Origin of the sequence: Paenibacillus sp. CECT 9249, from assembly GCF_918697855.1 — a bacterium.
GTDB lineage: Bacteria > Bacillota > Bacilli > Paenibacillales > Paenibacillaceae > MSJ-34.
Window position 1 is genome coordinate 1 of record NZ_CAKKLI010000019.1, and the last position, 16,177, is coordinate 16,177.

Consider the following 16,177-nt stretch of genomic DNA (forward strand, 5'->3'; position numbering starts at 1 on the left):
GGAAAGTGTATCCACATAATGTTGACTTGAACCGAACGAACTGGGAAACCTCCACTTTTTTACAGTCCGCGAGGCAGATCCACTATATTCAGTGTTTGATATTACGGGCTTTCGAAATTTAGGATAAATTATGTCTCGAATATAATAGTAGATATACTTGACATATTTTATGTCATGAGGAGTGTGCCATGAAACATGAGAACCGATCCAACCATGACGACTTTGCAATATCTTGCGCTGATTCATCAAGTTTCGTACACCAATGTTTGTAAAGATGTAGAAATAACCCCCCAACAATTTTCCGATTGGATCAAAAAGAGACGGCCTGTGCCCAAAGAGCGGCTTCGCGCCTTGGGAAAATATTTCAATATGGATGCCAAAATACTCGTCGACGATCACTATTATTTGAAAGACCTGTCGATCGAAATGAAGATTCAGATTCAAACTCTTTTCCTGAACCGTCTAATAGAAAATGCGGAAGAAGGAGCGGATATAGAAGCATATCGCGAGAAATTGATTCAACTCGAGAAAGAAAGAGAACATCAGACAATTATCGGAAGATTTGCCGCGATTGTGGAGCAAGCGGATGCTCAGACCCTTCGCTTATGCCGCGCTTTTTTGAGTCATATCGAAGGCGGAGAAGATTTAACCGCTATGAAAACGATGTTAAATTTGAAGGAGTCCGAGCGATGAGCACAGTGTTCCAACTTCATTGGGATGGTAAAATTCTTGTATGTAAAAATCAAGATGTTATTTACGACGGTGTGTTTTTATTTACCAATCATCGAGGAATTCGCAAAACAGCGCTTATGCTGCCGCCGGCCGTTCCTGCAACGTGGGTGTCCCGCTACGGCAGTCTGACGATTTCCCAGAACGGGAAGGAAAACCCCAACGGCGGAATGAATGAGTTGGGCCTCGTCGTGGAACAGACGACGCTGTGGGCAACGGAACATCCCCCTGCGGACGACAGGCACACGGTAAATGAATTGCAATGGATTCAATATATGCTCGATACTTGCGGTACGGTTCAGGAAGTGCTGCAAGCAGCAACAACGATTCGCATTGACCAGAGCACATCCAAGTTGCACTACCTGATAGCGGACCGAAGCGGTGACTGGGCGATTATCGATTTTTTGAACGGAAACATGCACGTTTATAACAATACTCTGTCCGCTCCGGTTATGGCAAACTCGCCTTATCAGCAGGCAATAGACGAAATGATGTCCGGTATTGCAAATTGGGACGACCTTGGAGAATACGAGCAAAACTCCATGGAACGTGTACATACGGTATGGGAGCGGGTAAAGAACAAAACATTTCAAGCGGAGATGGTCGACTTTGGATTTACAACCCTGGAGGAGGCAAAACGGGAAGATACGGTGTTTAGTATTGTCTATGATCTGGCAAACATGGAGATCCATGCGATGACTAACCGGAACCGTGAAAGAAAGAGGATTCGGATAGCCGAGTTCGATTTGGCTAAAACATCGCCATCCTTAGCAGCCGACCTGCAAAAGCTTCAAGGCGCAAACGCGCGGGAACAGTTCGTGGCCTATACGACACAATTTAATCATCACGTCGTACATTCTTTTTTTAGAGACGAAAAATTGACTTCCGTCTTCCATTGGGATTTTTCAGATGAAGTGATCCGCTTGTTGGCGCAATACCCCGAATCGTTCGGTTAAATCGATCATCGTGGCTGCATATACAACCCCAATGTCAAAACAATTTGACATTCCGTACAAATTTTTTTATAATCCAGATGTCAAATACTTTTTACATTTAAGGGGGAGTGTTTTATGATTACAGCCATTAAGATCTTTTTCCTTATCATCGGTATATTGCTGCTGAATTGGCTCTATGTCAAGCTCCGGCAAGAAAAGGGCGACGAACGGATGAAGCGGATCGCTCATTCTGCCGGATTTGGAACTTGGAGTTTCATTGTGATTTGGGCCGGCGTTAAGACTTTGCTGCAAATTGTCAATATCGATTTCTCTTTTCTCGGCAATGCGGGGAGCATTAGTATACCGGCTTTACTTGGGACATCGATTGCTGTGTACGTTATTCTTTTCGCTTATCATTATTGGAAAAAATCGTGAGTGAAGTTACATGGAAAATATAATTAAACATTTACGAAAGCAATTAGGACTATCTCAAGAGGAACTGGCGATTCGCTGCGGCGTTTCCCGGCAGACCGTCAATGCGATTGAAAACAATAAGTACGATCCGACGCTGGAACTCGCATTCAAGCTTGCCGAAGTACTTGGTGCCAAGGTGGACGATTTGTTTATTTATAAAAAATAAGCGGACTTTGGATATGACATGCGATGCGATTTTCATAGGGATTGGCAGTCCGCAAGGATACGCCTAACGCTCGAACAAGTCCTGTCGCCTGCAGCCCAACCGGGCTCCGATAAGGCCGCTGCGTTCTTTTGATTGACAATCCGCCATTTGCATATTATGATTTTTACATACTCATAAGTATGTATATCGCATTTTGTGAAAGCGGGGGTGAATTTTATGAGCGTGCGCGACAAGATCGTCGAAGCCGCCTTACGTCTGGCCGCCGACCGGCCGGCCGATAAAATCGGTTACGCCGACGTCGCCGAGGCTGCGGGCGTCCATTGGACCACGGTGCGCAGACATTTGGGGAGCAAGCAGGAGATGAGAGCGCTGCTGGCGGAAAAGCAGCCGGGGGCCGCGAACGCGGACACGAAGACGCGTATATTGGAAGCGGCCGCCCGGGTATTTGCCGAGCAAGGCTACGCGGGCACGACGCTCGACGATGTCGCGGCGGATGCCGGAATGACGAAGGGGGCCGTTTATTGGCATTTTGCCGGCAAGAGCGACTTATATTTGGCTTTATGCGAGAAGAGCATGGCCCAGCAGCTGCAAGGATTTCCGAAGGAAGCCGAAAGCATGCTCGGCGGCTCCGATCCGCAAGAAGCTTTGGCGGCATGGCTGTCGGCGCAATTGGCGGCGTGCGCTACGGATCGGGATAAACCGATGCTATTCTTCGAATTCATCGCTTCAAGCCGCGATCCCGCCATACGGGATCAACTGCGCAGGACGTTTGCCGGCATATACGAACAGACCGGCGACGCCATCCGCGAAATTCAGGAGCGCGGGCTGCTGGCCAAGGATGTCGATCCGACGGCGCTGGCCGTCCTTTTCAACGCAATGGTCAACGGCCTCGTCATGTCCTGGCTGATCGATCCCGACAGCGTGCGGTTGGATCAATTCGCACCGAATTTGTCGCGCATATTGTGGGATGGACTGGCGCCGGCTGACGTTCCGCGCTGACATCGCAACTTCCAAGTGTCTCAACAGACCGAACCCCTGTACCATATGGGCGCTCCATGCCAATCGCATACTAATTGCGTATGCTGTACGAAATACAACATAAAGTGGGGTTGAAAGGCAAAACGACGCGTTATGCTGCACTTTTTACAACATTTTTGCAAGATAAAGGCGCCAATCGACCTTTTTGCCCCCATCATGTTGTACAACATACAACATAGGCAAGGATGCGAGGCGAAACAGGCCTTCTATGTTGCAATTTGTACAACATGCGTCGCAACACCAGCAACAGATCGAACCCGTGTACCATATGGGCGTCCCATGCCAATCGCATGCTAATTGCGTATGTTGTACGAAATACAACATAAAGTGGGGTTGAAGGGTGATAGGACGCGTTATGCTGCACTTTTTACAACATTTTTGCGAGATAAAGGCTCTAATCGACCTTTTTGCCCCCATCATGTTGTACATCATACAACATAGGCAAGGATGCGAGGCGAAACAGGCCTTCTATGTTGTAATTTGTACAACATGCGTCGCAATTCCCAGCAACAGATCGAACCCGTACATCGTGCCACATGAGCAGTATAGCGAGACAAAACGCACCCACTATGTTGCAATTTGTACATCATGCGTCGCAACTTCCAAGCTCTCAACTGACCCGAACCGGTGCCACACGGGTTTTTCTATGCCTTTAACATACTTATCAGTATGTTAATAACGTACCTGTAAGAATACCATCACCACCCCATCGCCATAAAAATGAAAAGGAGTTTGATCGTTATGATCGCAACAATCACCATCATTGCTACGGCAATCGCCATATTAACCGGTTTGTACGTTTATACCCGCTTGGCGGTTCGCAGAGCGGAACAACAGTATCCGCCGAAAGGCCAATTCGTTACGGTAGAAGGAATCAGGCTGCATTACCTGAAGAAAGGGGATGGCAAACAACCGGTCGTCTTTCTGCACGGAGGCATTTTATCGGCTCATGATTTCGACAGGGTATTGGATTTAGCCGCCGGCGAAGGCGAGTACGAAGCCTACTCGTTCGACCGCCCCGGCTACGGTTACAGCGAACGCCCGCGCGGCGAGCGTATTACGCCGATCGACCAGGCGCGGCTCCTGCATGAGGCGCTGCGGCAGCTCGGCGTCCGCAAGCCGATTCTGGTCGGACATTCGTGGAGCGGCCTGCCCGTTCTCGCCTATGCCCTCCATTACCCGGAGGATACGGCCGGCATCGTCCTTGTCGGCGCGGCGGGATACGGCGGGAAGTTATATCCGGCCGGCGACGGAGACCCGCTCTCCAAGCTGGTTGCAACCCCGGTCGTAGGCGATCTGTTCACAGCCACTTTGCTCCGACCGCTCGGCGCCCTCGCGATGGAATCGATGGTCCGGCAAACGTTCGCGCCCGATCCGGTGCCGCCCGGATATACGGAAGCGGCGCAAGCGCTCTGGCTCCGGCCGGCGCAATTCAAAGCCAATCGGGAGGATATTATAGCGTTCAGTCCGGCAGCCTATCAGCTTAGCGGCCGTTACGGCGACATCGGCGTTCCGACCGTTATTGTCGTAGGAGAGCTTGACCCGTTTATTTCGAAACGCCATTCCTTCCTCTTTCATGAGACGATTCCGAATTCCAAGCTGACGGTATTGCCGCATGCCGCGCATATGATTCCGCAAGCGCATCCCGAAGCCGTGCTTGAAGCGATCAAACAGGTATCGGAGGAAACATAATACAAAAAAACCGAAAATTCGACGATCGGGATAAACATTTCACCTAAATATGCCGAAATAGATGATAACGATAGCAATGCCCGTATTTCGCAAAATTTCCAATCATTTTATGCGCATATTGTGAGATGGAGGTACTATGGCAAACGATACGACGAACAAAATGCGAGTGGAATATGCCGATGTCGAATATTCGTTAAAAGAACTGAAAGATATCAAATATGCGCTTGACCAATCGATGATTGTCGCTATTACGGATCAACAAGGGAAAATGATTTTCGTCAACGATCATTTCTGCAAAATATCGAAGTATACGCGCGAAGAATTGATCGGGCAAGACCATCGCATCCTCAATTCCGGGCATCACCCGAAAAGCTTCTTCCGCGATATGTGGAGAACGATCGGTAAAGGGAAAGTGTGGAAAGGCAAAATATGCAACCGCGCCAAGGACGGAAGCCGGTACTGGGTCCAGACGACGATTGTCCCCTTTTTGAACGAGCAAGGCAAACCGTACCAATATATCGCGATTCGCTCCGATATTACCGCCCAGAAAAGTATGGAGCAAATCCGCCATTTGGCATATCATGACGAGCTGACCGGCCTGCCGAATCGAAGAATGTTCAATGCGTCCCTGGCCGAAGCGGTCGAATCTTCCGCCAGGGCGAAATCGAAGCTTGCTTTATTTTTTATCGACATTAACCGGTTCAAGCATTTGAACGACAGTTTGGGCCATTCGATCGGCGATCTGTTCCTGACCCAAGTGGCGGAACGCTTAACCGGTCTGTCCGGCGGCAACACCATTTACCGCGTGGGCGGCGACGAATTTATGATCACGATGCAGCATGCGGACGACTACGCCAAAATCAAGGAATTAGCCGAAGCGGCCATCCATTTGTTCAGCGAGAGCTTCCGCGTGGAAAGGCATGAATACTACGCCACAATCAGCATCGGCATCAGCATCTACCCGTATCACGGCACAACCGCGGAGGATCTTGTCAAGAACGCCGACACAGCCATGTATGAAGCGAAGCAATCGGTAGAAAGCTCCTTCCGGATATACCATCCGGCCATGAACGCCAATTCCGAGGAATTGCTCGTTTTGGAGACGAAGCTGCGGAGGGCGATCGAAAAAAATCAGCTCCAACTCTATTACCAGCCGAAGATCGATCTGCATACCGGCAAGCCGATAGGGATGGAAGCGTTGATACGCTGGTTCGATGCGGAGTCGGGGTACGTACCCCCTTCCATATTCATCCCGCTCGCGGAAGAACGCGGGCTCATCTCAGCCATAGGAGACTGGACGCTGCTGACGGCATGCCGGCAAATTAAAGCTTGGCAATCCGAACAGCTTCCTTCGCTGCGCGTTGCGGTCAATATTTCCGCCAATCAGCTGATGCAAGGGACATTTGTGCAAAAATTGCAGAAAACGCTTAACGATACCGGCGTACCGCCTCATTTGCTCGAACTGGAGATTACGGAAAACAGCATGATGCAAAATACGCAGCAGCTGATGCAGACGCTGGTGCAACTGAAAGCGATGGGCGTCACGATTGCGATAGACGATTTCGGAACGGGATATTCCTCGCTCAATTATTTGAAGCAATTCCCGATTGACGTGCTCAAAATCGATCAATCGTTCGTCCGCGATTTGGCAGTCGACGGACCGGCATTCGTTGCCGCCATTATCCAATTGGCCCATGCGCTCAATTTGCGCGTCGTAGCGGAAGGCGTCGAGCAGAAGATCGAGCTGCGCCTGCTGCGGGATCACGGCTGCGATTTCGTACAAGGATATTTGTACAGCAAACCGCTCCCGCCGGACGAGTTCAAAAGATATATCAAAAACGGCTTCTAACCCTTTTCGGTCGAAAGCCGTTTTTCGCTTTAACGCTTATTTCCCTACTGTTTTGTTGTATACTTCGATCTTTTGCGTAATTTCGCCTGCCGCGGCGTCCAGCGCGTCCTTCGGCGACTTTTGATTGTTCATGACTTCTTCCATCGCCCGCTCCATGATTTGTCGGGCTTCGGGGAAGACGCCCATGACGGCTCCCTGCGTCGCTTTGCTCGTTTTCGTCGCATGCAGTTGATCGACCGCCGTCTGGAATTGCGGGAATTTCGCCAAGTTCTCCTTCACGATCGGCTGCTCATACGCTTTTTTCGTAATGGGGAAATATCCCGTCTTCGTATGCCAGAACGCTTGCTGCTCCGGAGCCGCCAGAAACTTGACAAACTCCCATGCCGCTTGCTGTTCCGGAGCAGGACGGTTGTTCAAGATGTACAAGCTCGCTCCGCCTACGACGACGCCTCCCTCTTGCGCGCCGGCCGGTTTCGGCAGAAATGCCGTTCCCACTTCGAATTTGCCGCCGACAGCGTCGACGATGCCGCGCAAGGAAGCGGTCGAGTCGAGCGTCATGGCAATTTGTCCTGCCGTGAACGCTTTTTTCGTATCGTCGGTTTTCCGTCCCAGATTGATCGCCGCTTTCTGGTCGAGCATGTCCTTCAGCCAGGCCATCGTCTGCACGCCCGCTTCCGTATTGGCCAGCGATTCGTTCGCGATCGAATCTCTGCCGTTGCCGTTATTGACATACTCCGCCCCTTGATTGGCGAAGAACTGCTCCATGAACCAGCCGTACAAGGCGAAGGAAGCGCCCGTCACGCCGTCTTTGCTAAGCTTCTTGGCCGCGGCGGTTACTTCTTCGTAGGTCGCGGGCGGATTCTCCGGATCGAGTCCGGCAGCCCGGAACAAATCTTTGTTATAGTACATAATGGGATTCGACGTGTTGAAAGGCATCGCGTACAATTGACCGTCAAACGTGTAATAACTTAAAATATTTTCCTCCAGTTGGCTTAGATCGAACCGTTCCTTGTCGATGAACGTCTGCATCGGCGTAATCGCCTTCGAATCGATCATGTAGCGCGATCCGATCTCATACACTTGAATCATCGTCGGGCCGCTCTTGGAATCGAACGACGCCTTCATCTTGTTCAAGCTCTCGTCATATGTGCCTTGGTATACGGCTTCGACTTGAATGTCGCCGCGCGAAGCGTTGAAGTCGCTCACCAGTTGATCGACGGCTTTGCCGAGCTCTCCGCCCATCGAATGCCACCATGTCACCTTGACAGGCGTTTGCCCCTCCGGCTTCGTTTCTGAGGCGGCTTGATTCCCCTTATTCTGTTCCGCGGACGCGCCGGCAGCGTTCTCCTTGCCCGCTTGATTGCAAGCGGTCGTTATGAACAGCAGCAGGACCGCAACCAATACGAACCAACTCTTACCTTTGAACGGTTTCATCTCTATGACCTCTCTCCCATGAACGTTTTCTTCATCTATATCAAGGTTTGTCCGGATACCGGCAAACCGGCTTGTCATCCTTTAAGCGCGCCCGCCAGAATGCCTTGCACCAGCTGTTTTAAACCGAAGGCCAGCAGCAGAAACGAGGGCAGCAGCACAAGCGCAACGCCCGCCAGGACCAAATTCCACGACGTGAACTCCTCGAATTGCAGCATCGAGATGCCGATTTGCACGGTGCGCATCGTATCGGAGTTCGTCATGAGCAAGGGCCAAAGGTACATATTCCAGGCATTAAGAAACCCGTAAATGCCAAGCATGCCGAGCGCCGGGACTGAGAGCGGCAGCACAAGGCGGACGAACGCGCGCATATGCCCGCACCCGTCGATCTTGGCGGCGTCGAACAATTCGCGCGGCAGTTGCAGGAAAAATTGGCGCAACAGAAACGTGCCGAACGCCGTGGCAATAAACGGCAGGATGAGCCCTTGATACGTATCGAGCCAATTCCACGATTTCATCGTGATATAATTCGGAATGACGGAGACTTCCCAAGGAATCATCATCGTAGACAAAAACACAGCGAACCAAAGCGGCTTCCCGGGAAACCGCAAGAAAGCGAAGGCGTAAGCGGAAGTCGAGGCGAGCAGCAACTGGCCGAGGGTGATCAGGCCGGCGACCGCAAACGAATTCCATATAAATCTGACGATCGGCACCGTATCCAGCACGGTGGCGAAATTGCCGAAGTAGAGCCCTTGCGGCAACAACGGCGGAGGATATACGCTCGCCTCCTCCGGCGTCATGAACGAGGACAAAACGGTGAACAGCACCGGGTATAAGATCAGGACGGCCAATATCGCCAATACGACATAATGAACCGATCTGCGCGCGGCGGCGATCATTGATAATGCACCTTCCTTTCCACCAGACGGAACTGAATCACGGTCAAAATAAGAATAATGACGAATAGCACGAGCGCTTTGGCGCTTCCCGTGCCGAATTGGAAATTGACGAATGCGTCCTGGTAAATGGAATATACGATGACATCCGTCGCTTGGGCCGGTCCGCCCTTCGTTAAAATGTTAATTTGTCCGAACGCTTGAAACGCTCCGACGACCGAGACGATACCGACAAAAAACAACGACGGCGAGACGAGCGGAATCGAGATGCGGAAGAAGGTTCGCCAAGCGCCGGCTCCGTCGATTTTCGCGCTCTCGTATATTTCCGGCGGGATCCCTTTCAATGCGCCAAGCATGACGATATAGACGAAGCCCAAATTCATCCAAACGGTTACGATGCACACCGATAGAAGCGCCCAGTTCGGATCGGCCAGCCAAAAAATCGGATCAATGCCCGCTAAGCCGAGCCAATAATTCAACATGCCGACGCTCGGATGAAACAACATCATCCAAATAATCGAGCCCGTTCCGACGGAAATGATGACCGGCATGGAGAATATCCACTGAAACAGCCGCATCCCCGCACCTTTATGGCAGGTTAACGCCGCCAAGGCGAGAGCGACGATCATGGCGGGAGGTACGGTCATGAGCATAAACATCATCGTCACCTTCAAGCTCTCGTAAAATGCCGGCGAAGCGAACATCGCTTGATAATTGTCCAAACCGACGAACAGGGCGACATTGCCGCGCGGATCGGTCAAATGAAGGCTAAGATAGACCGATTTGACCATCGGATAGAATAAAAAAATAGAGAATAATGCAAGCGAAGGCGCCAATAACGCGTAGCCCAAACCGATCTCGCGCCAATCCTTCCGCTTCGCTCCTGCGGCGGCCTCTGCGGCTCGCGCCTTGCGTTTCCGGCGGGCCTTCGCGGACGGAAGCGCGCGCGGGCGCGCCGGACGATCCAGCGGTTTCATCATGTTGATCTCTTCCATATCCAGTCCCCCTCTTCCCATTTCCGTTCCATCATATACCCGGTCTGTTAGCTGCGAATCATCGCAGCGTTAAACTCGTATTAACTTATATCCGCAATTTGCAAAATACGGGACGTGTTTACAGAGTCGACCGCGAAATTTTACAATAAGGAAACGACAATGCGATATACTTGAATAAGGAAACGATAACGATATGATGAAGGAGTTGTTTGCCATGGAAAAGAAACGATCGCCGCTCGTCATCGGGCATCGGGGGGCTGCCGGGGAAGCGCCGGAGAATACGCTGTCGTCGTTCCGCCTTGCGTTCGAGCAAGGAGCCGACGCTATCGAACTGGATGTTCATCTCTCTGCGGACGGGGAGCTGGTCGTCATTCACGATCACACGATCGACCGCACGACGACAGGCCAAGGAGCCGTTGCCGAACTGACGTTGGAACAATTGAAACGGGTGGACGCGGGGGTTAAGTTTGATGAACGGTTTCGCGGAGAACGAATACCGACCTTGGCGGAAGTGTTCGAGATCGTTCCCGATCGCGCCATGGTCAATATCGAGATTAAAGCCGCAACCGGCGGCGCGCTGGAAGACCGGCTAATCGCGCTGCTGCGCGGCGGACGGCGCATGGAGCAAGCGGTCATATCGTCATACGATCATAAATGCTTGCACTATATGAAACAACAAGCGCCGGAAACGAGAGTCGGCTTGTTGTACACAAGCAATCTCGTCGACCATCGATTGCTCGCCTCCACGTTCGGGGCGGAAGTCTATTCGCTGCATCCGTACTATGAACTGATCGCGCCGGAAGATATCCGCCTCGCCGTGGAAAGCGGGCTGGAAGTATACCCTTACACCGTCAACGGCGAGGCGTCGATGCGGGCTTTGCTGCGAACGTCCGTATCCGGCATCATTACCGATTATCCGGGGCGGCTGCGCCGCATGATCGGGGCGTCGTAACATCCAATCAACGCACTCGAAGCAGTACTAGATTTGGTAAAGGAAGGACGCGAGGTATGGAATGGACCCCATTCATATGCTTGTCGTGGAAGACGACATCGATATTAACCGACTGTTGACCATTAACTTGCGCAAAGAAGGATATGCCGTGGAACAGGCCTTTGACGGCAAACAGGCGTTGGAAAAAGCAGCCAATCGAACGTACAGCCTTGTTCTGCTGGACCTTATGCTGCCTTACGTGAACGGGCTCGAAGTGATGCGCCGGATTCGCGAGCATAGCACCGTGCCGATCGTTCTGCTGACCGCCAAAGGCGAGGAGACGGATAAGGTCATCGGTTTGGGAGCGGGGGCTGACGATTATATCGTCAAGCCCTTTTCGATTCACGAAGTGATCGCCCGCGTGCAGGCGCATGTAAGACGGCATGTCTTTTTCAACCGCAGCGATGCGGAAGCGGACCGCCCTTTGTCGCACGGCGATTTGGAGCTGGATCCGAAACGCTGTACGGTCGCCAAAAACGGAGAGCCGCTGAACTTGACGGCGAAAGAATTCCATCTGCTCAAATGTTTCATGACCCATCCCAAGCAAGTATTTACGAAGCAGCAATTGTTCTACCAAGTATGGGGCCAAGAGTACATGGGAGACGACAATACCGTAATGGTTCATATCCGCCGCTTGCGGGCGAAAATCGAAGATCGGCCCGACGAACCCCGATATATCGTGACGGTATGGGGAATGGGCTACAAGTTGGGGGACACGGAATGATGGCCTGGGCGATTGCGGCGACCGCGGCCGCGGTACTTCTTTTCGTATTGCTGTTCAAGTTTCATAGGGAAATTACGCGGATGAACCGTCAGTTGAAACAGATGCTTGACAGGCAGCAGCATCCCTTCGTCCGCGAGCCGTCCGTCTTCGCGGCCAATCGGCAGTTGATACGGCACATCAACGAAGTATTGCGGCAAATCGAGCGGATTACCGAGGAAAAAAACAAGAGCGAAACGGCCCGAAAACAGCTCGTCTCCAACATCTCCCACGACTTGCGAACCCCGCTCACTTCATTGCTCGGCTATGTCGAAATGCTTGATACGGACGAAAATTTGCAAAAAGAAGAGCAAGCGGAATATATCCGGATCGTTCATCATAAAGCCCGTACGCTCTATGAGCTCGCGGAGCAATTTTTCGAGCTTTCCCGTCTGGAGGCGGGCGAGGAGCCTTTGCACCGCGAACGCATCAATGTGTCCGAGACGGTCCGGCAAATTTTATTTTCATACTATGAAGATTTTAAAGCCCGCCACTTGGAGCCTTCGTTGGATTTGCCGGACGCCGACGCATTCGCTGTGGCCGATCGAAGGGCGCTGACGCGGATCTTGACGAACCTGATCGCCAACAGTTTGCGGCACGGCGCAGGCGGGGACCGTTTCGGCGTACGGGTGCGGGACGAAGCGGATAATGTAGCGGTTGAAGTATGGGACAACGGGAAGGGGATTCCCGCGCCGGAACTGGATCGCATCTGGAGCCGGATGTATACGCTGGGGCCGTCCAGGAATAAAGCTTTGCACGGCAGCGGGCTGGGACTTCATATCGTTAAGCAATTGGTGGAGCGGATGGGAGGGGGCATTGATGCCGGCAGCGTCCCGTACGAGCGGACATCATTCGTCTTCCGTCTGCCGAAAGATCGCGGCGGCGAAGAGTTAAGACTTTTGTAAGAACCGTGTAAAAACAGTGTAAGATCTCTCCTTTACGATAAAGAAGCAGCAGCAAGGACGCCGGGAAGCCGATACATTGTCGGCGTCGGCATCGGAACTAGGAGGATGAACGGCAGAATGGATATTGTATTGCAAACGCGCAAGCTGACGAAAACGTATAAACGCAAACGGATCGTCAGCGAAGTCGACATGACGGTCAGGAAGGGGGAGGTCTACGGATTTCTGGGACAAAACGGAGCCGGCAAGACAACCACATTGCGTATGATCATGGGATTGGTCCAGCCGACATCCGGCGAGGTGGAGTTGTTTGGCCGGAACGTGCGTCAAGGCCGGCACAATCTTCACGGGCGGATCGGATCGATCGTCGAAGTGCCGGGTTTCTATCTCCATTTAACGGCGGAGCAAAATTTGGAGATTCACCGCCGTCTCATGGGCGTTCAAGATCCGGATACGATTCGCAAGCATCTGAAGTTAGTCGGCTTGCAGGACGCGGCGGACAAGAAGGTGAAGACATTCTCGCTCGGCATGAAGCAACGGCTCGGCATTGCAAGAGCGCTGCTCCACTATCCGGAACTGCTTATTTTGGACGAGCCCACCAACGGATTGGATCCGCTCAGCATGAAGGAAACGAGGGAAATTATTTTAAACCTTTGCCGCCAGCGGGAGCTTACCGTATTGATCTCGAGCCACATCTTAAGCGAAATTCAACAGTTGGCCACCCGGATCGGAATTATTCATCAAGGCGTATTGCTTGAACAGATCGATTACCGGGATCTCTTGAAGAAAAACCGCAGCTATATTCAAATTCAGGTGGATAACGATACAAAAGCGGCCATGCTGCTGGAGCAGAAGTTAGGCATAACCGATTATACCGTGTGGGAACAAAATGCGCTCCGTCTTTACGAACGGTTGGACGATGCGGCAACGATCAACGAAATGTTGGTGACGCACGGAATTAAGGTACACGATATATCGGTTGCAGGGCAAACCCTGGAAGATTATTTCGTGCGATTGACGGGGGGAGCGACATGATGATCGAACTGATCCGCTGCGAGTGGCTGAAATTCAAGAGAACGCCGCTGTTATTGTATGTCTTTGCAGGCGCCGTCGCTTTTCCGCTGATGAATGCTTTGAATTGGATCAGAGACGGCGTTCGCCACGACAGCTGGGATGCGCTCCTGAAGACGATCGACTTTCAAATGTTCACCTTCTCCGGGGTATTGATCTTCTCGATTATTGCCGCTTCACTATATGCGAAAGAGTTTACGGATAAGACGATGAATACGCTGCTAACCTATCCGGCGTCCCGCCGGCAAGTCTATATCGGAAAGTTTCTGTTCGTATGCATCGTTGCGGCTCTCGTGTATGTGTTCAAGACCGCGACGACCTTGGCGGTTGGGGTATGGTTGGTCGATGAGACGTTGACGATGGGCCGCGTTCTCACACAACTGAAGGCAGACGGAAGCTCCTACCTGTTTCAAGTCGCTCTGCTGCCGATGTACACGTTCCTTATATCCGTATTTAAAAATGCGACCGTACCGATCGTTTTCGCGGTCATCGGAGCTTTCGGTAATATTTTCGTCCTGAATGCGCCGTTTCCTATGCAATATTATCCTTTTTTCTGTCCGTTGCTGCCCTTGAACATGGTACCCTACGACCCGTTTTACGCGTTTATGACCGCCTTTCTCGTCCTTGCCGCAGGTTTGTACGCCAATTTGCTGTATTACAGCAGGGCGGACTTCCATCAATAGGCGGCGGCGCATCGGCGGAGATGGAGAATCCGCGGGAATGCCGCATCGATGAAGAGATAAAGGAGAGTACTTAAAATGATACGTAACGGAGAGAAGAAAACGGGAACGAACCGCAAGCGATGGACATCGTGGTCAAAGCCGCTCATGCTGGCGATCGCCGCTTGCATGACGCTATTCCCGGCGAACGCCATCCGCGCGTCGGCCGAGGAGCCGGCCAACCCCTATATGGAAATGATTCGGAATCATGCGAACAACCGAAGCGAATGGAAAGCTTGGATGCGGGAAAATGCGAACCCGATCGCAAGCGTGCCGACGCGGGACAAGGACGAGTTCGCGGATTTGCAATTTTTGAAGCCGCTGCTGCAAAATCAGCGAATCGTCATGCTGGGCGAAAGCTCGCATGGGGTGAAGGAATTCAACTCGGTCAAAGCCCGATTGGTTCGATTTCTGCATCAGGAGCTCGGCTTCGATGTCGTCGCCTTCGAATCCGGCTGGGCCGACGCATATGCCGTGAATGCGCAAGCCACTTCTCTATCGGGGCTCGAGATGATGAAAAAGAGCATTTTTCCCGTATGGCATACGAAAGAAGTGCAATCGTTGTTCGAATATATACGAAAGCAAGCCGAAACCGATCATCCGCTTGAGTTGGCCGGGGTCGACATGCAGCCGATGAACGCATTCACAGATTATATCAAGAAATGGCTCGCTGAAGTTGATAAGAAGCAAGCCGAGAAGTGGAACAAGCTGGAGGACAATTACAGCGATGCCGTATACTCCCCGGAATTAACATGGGATGAGCTTAAGAAGAAGCGGCCCGAATGGATCCAAGGATACGAGGAACTGAAAAAGTTCGTCCGTCTTCGTCGCGTGGAATTGTCTGCCGCGCGCCCGGACCGGCCTGAACTGGCAAGCATTCTGGAACGGGCGATAGACGAAAGAATTCGCGTACTGAACGATTTCGCCGAAGCGAGAACGTGGTTATACTCCCAAGATGAGAAAACCTTCGAAATTCCCACTAGCGTAAACGACAATTTCAACTATATTCGAGATTTGGCGATGGCCGAACATTTGACTTGGCTGGCGGAAGAAATGTATCCGGACAAAAAGATCATCGTCTGGGGCCATAACTATCACCTGCGCAAACAAAATACGTCGGTGCAGGACGATCTGTTGTATATGGGTCTGCCCATGCCGACTTTGGGCGAATTGCTCCCCGATCGCTTGAAGGACCAAGTCTATTCCGTCGGGCTGTATATGTACCAAGGGGAAACCGCGTCAAATACGAGAGAAGCCGTGAAGGTTCAATCTCCGCACGATCCGGGCAGCTTGGAAGCGATCATGAAGCTCGCCGGCCGCGATGCCGTCTTCGTCGATATGAAGCATCAACGGCCTAACGTAGGCAACGCTTGGATGTTTACGCCGCGGAAATCATTGTATTGGGGCATGCTTGAGGAAACGTTCGTTCCGCGCAATCAATATGACGGAATCATATGGATCGACACGGCGCATCTGCCCGATTATATCGACTCTTAAACATGCCAAGTGGTACTCGGTGCGGTACTTGC

At 51.8% G+C, this 16,177-nt stretch carries 16 protein-coding genes; 13 read left to right on the plus strand and 3 right to left on the minus strand.

Annotation, left to right across the window (positions count from 1 at the left end; translation table 11 throughout):
• Positions 1-195: 195 nt before the first annotated feature.
• The 7 genes from LQ229_RS14585 (at position 196) to LQ229_RS14615 (ending at position 6,883) form a co-directional block, all read left to right on the plus strand.
• Positions 196-693: an XRE family transcriptional regulator gene (locus LQ229_RS14585; RefSeq protein ID WP_216537753.1), complete on the plus strand. Its 498-nt coding sequence runs from the start codon at positions 196-198 to the stop codon at positions 691-693.
• The gene (locus LQ229_RS14590) at positions 606-1,685 is read left to right on the plus strand and encodes a linear amide C-N hydrolase (protein ID WP_230192131.1); all 1,080 of its coding nucleotides are present in this window, start codon (positions 606-608) and stop codon (positions 1,683-1,685) included. Before LQ229_RS14585 ends, LQ229_RS14590 begins: the two co-directional genes overlap by 88 nt.
• A 114-nt stretch (positions 1,686-1,799) precedes the next feature.
• Entirely contained in the window at positions 1,800-2,099 is a 300-nt protein-coding gene (locus LQ229_RS14595) for a hypothetical protein (protein WP_216537755.1), read from the plus strand.
• 10 nt (positions 2,100-2,109) lie between these two features.
• Entirely contained in the window at positions 2,110-2,304 is a 195-nt protein-coding gene (locus tag LQ229_RS14600) for a helix-turn-helix transcriptional regulator (RefSeq protein WP_216537756.1), read from the plus strand.
• A gap of 216 nt (positions 2,305-2,520) precedes the next feature.
• On the plus strand, positions 2,521-3,303 hold the full coding sequence (locus LQ229_RS14605) for a TetR family transcriptional regulator (protein WP_216537757.1): 783 nt from the start codon (positions 2,521-2,523) through the stop codon (positions 3,301-3,303).
• Between the two features lie 780 nt (positions 3,304-4,083).
• On the plus strand, positions 4,084-5,034 hold the full coding sequence (locus tag LQ229_RS14610) for an alpha/beta hydrolase (RefSeq protein ID WP_216537758.1): 951 nt from the start codon (positions 4,084-4,086) through the stop codon (positions 5,032-5,034).
• Between the two features lie 136 nt (positions 5,035-5,170).
• Positions 5,171-6,883 carry a GGDEF and EAL domain-containing protein gene (locus LQ229_RS14615; protein WP_230192132.1) on the plus strand — a complete coding sequence of 571 codons (1,713 nt, stop codon included), beginning with the start codon at positions 5,171-5,173 and terminating at the stop codon, positions 6,881-6,883.
• Positions 6,884-6,919: 36 nt separating this feature from the next.
• Here the strand turns inward: LQ229_RS14615 and LQ229_RS14620 are convergent, their stop codons facing one another.
• From LQ229_RS14620 to LQ229_RS14630, 3 genes are all read right to left on the minus strand, one after another.
• Positions 6,920-8,317 (minus strand): ABC transporter substrate-binding protein, encoded by a 1,398-nt coding sequence (locus LQ229_RS14620; RefSeq protein ID WP_230192133.1) that lies wholly within the window; start codon positions 8,315-8,317, stop codon positions 6,920-6,922.
• A gap of 74 nt (positions 8,318-8,391) precedes the next feature.
• Positions 8,392-9,213 (minus strand): carbohydrate ABC transporter permease, encoded by an 822-nt coding sequence (locus LQ229_RS14625; RefSeq protein ID WP_216537760.1) that lies wholly within the window; start codon positions 9,211-9,213, stop codon positions 8,392-8,394.
• Positions 9,210-10,205: a sugar ABC transporter permease gene (locus LQ229_RS14630; protein WP_230192134.1), complete on the minus strand. Its 996-nt coding sequence runs from the start codon at positions 10,203-10,205 to the stop codon at positions 9,210-9,212. Before LQ229_RS14630 ends, LQ229_RS14625 begins: the two co-directional genes overlap by 4 nt.
• Positions 10,206-10,419: 214 nt before the next feature.
• Here LQ229_RS14630 and LQ229_RS14635 point away from each other — a divergent pair, with 214 nt between their 5' ends.
• From LQ229_RS14635 to LQ229_RS14660, 6 genes are all read left to right on the plus strand, one after another.
• Complete coding sequence (locus tag LQ229_RS14635; RefSeq protein ID WP_216537761.1) at positions 10,420-11,157, plus strand: glycerophosphodiester phosphodiesterase; 738 nt, start codon at positions 10,420-10,422, stop codon at positions 11,155-11,157.
• Between the two features lie 61 nt (positions 11,158-11,218).
• Positions 11,219-11,920 (plus strand): response regulator transcription factor, encoded by a 702-nt coding sequence (locus LQ229_RS14640; protein WP_216537762.1) that lies wholly within the window; start codon positions 11,219-11,221, stop codon positions 11,918-11,920.
• Complete coding sequence (locus LQ229_RS14645) at positions 11,917-12,861, plus strand: HAMP domain-containing sensor histidine kinase (protein WP_216537763.1); 945 nt, start codon at positions 11,917-11,919, stop codon at positions 12,859-12,861. The genes LQ229_RS14640 and LQ229_RS14645 overlap by 4 nt, the downstream gene beginning before the upstream one ends.
• Before the next feature lie 117 nt (positions 12,862-12,978).
• Entirely contained in the window at positions 12,979-13,893 is a 915-nt protein-coding gene (locus tag LQ229_RS14650) for an ABC transporter ATP-binding protein (protein WP_230192135.1), read from the plus strand.
• The gene (locus tag LQ229_RS14655; RefSeq protein ID WP_230192136.1) at positions 13,890-14,612 is read left to right on the plus strand and encodes an ABC transporter permease; all 723 of its coding nucleotides are present in this window, start codon (positions 13,890-13,892) and stop codon (positions 14,610-14,612) included. Before LQ229_RS14650 ends, LQ229_RS14655 begins: the two co-directional genes overlap by 4 nt.
• Positions 14,613-14,687: 75 nt before the next feature.
• On the plus strand, positions 14,688-16,145 hold the full coding sequence (locus LQ229_RS14660) for an erythromycin esterase family protein (protein WP_230192137.1): 1,458 nt from the start codon (positions 14,688-14,690) through the stop codon (positions 16,143-16,145).
• The last annotated feature ends 32 nt before the right edge of the window (positions 16,146-16,177 follow it).